Here is a 1,047-nt window from a genome sequence, read left to right on the forward strand (position 1 = left end):
AGCTCGTCATCGGCTCGATGAACCGGGGCGGCCTGCAGGGCGCGGCCTTCGAGTTCGACGACCGCTTCACCGCCTACGACACCGCCTCGATCGTCCGGATGGGCCTGGACGGCGGCAAGATGCTCTGCCGGATCGGTCTGGACGATCCCGCGACCGCTGCCACCCTGGAGTCCTGCGCGACGGCGGTCACGGAGCTGGCCGGGCACGGCCTGGTGGCGATGGTCGAGCCGTTCTGGTCGCGCAGGGTCGACGGCGCGGTCAGGCACGATCTGTCGCCGGAGGGGATGATCCACGCCATCAGCGTCGGTCAGGGGCTCGGCGCGACCTCCGCGCACACGTGGCTGAAGATCCCGGTGGTCGACGACATGGAGCGGGTGATGCGGGCCACGACGCTGCCGACCCTGCTGCTCGGCGGTGATCCCGGAGACACTCCCCAGCACGCCTACAGCGCCTGGCGCGAAGCTCTCGGGCTCCCCGGGGTGCGGGGGCTTGTGGTGGGCCGCGCGTTGCTGTACCCCTCCGATGACGACGTGGCCGCGGCCGTCGACACCGCCGTGGCGATGCTGGAGGTGGCATGAGCGAGCGATCGGGCAGGCACAGCGCTGGAACGTCACGTCCCGGTGGGCGGCGAGGGGAGGCGAGGGCATGACTCTGATCCCCGCAGGCAGCGCGGCGCTGTCCCCGTGGGCGCTGCTGATCACTCCGGAGTCGGCCGGATGGACCTACACCGGGCTCCGCCTGCTCTGCCTGTCCGGCGAGAGCGTGGAGTTCACCACCGGTGAGGAGGAGATGCTGGTCCTGCCGCTGTCGGGCTCGTGCGAGGTCGAGTGCGACGGCGTACGGCTCGCGCTGCACGGCCGGACCTCGGTCTTCCAGGCGGTCAGCGATTTCGTCTACCTGCCGGTCGGCTCCACCGTCCGGATCACCGGCCAGGGCCGCTTCGCCTTCCCCGCGGCGCGGGCGACCCGGCGTTTCCCGGTCCGGTACGGCCCGGCGCGCGAGGTGCCGGTCGAGGTGCGCGGCGCGGGCCAGGCCAGCCGCCAGGTC

At 72.4% G+C, this 1,047-nt stretch carries 2 protein-coding genes; both read left to right on the forward strand.

Translation table 11 applies throughout. The features are described 5' to 3' along the window. Positions 1–578: Cgl0159 family (beta/alpha)8-fold protein (locus tag ACWDS7_RS48680; protein WP_451934859.1), on the forward strand; the 578-nt coding region annotated here is incomplete at its 5' end. Between the two features lie 67 nt (positions 579–645). After that, positions 646–1,047, forward strand: a 402-nt coding sequence (locus ACWDS7_RS48685) for a 5-deoxy-glucuronate isomerase (protein WP_451934860.1), incomplete at its 3' end; no start/stop codon positions are given.

This window comes from Streptosporangium sp. NPDC003464 (assembly GCF_053588315.1).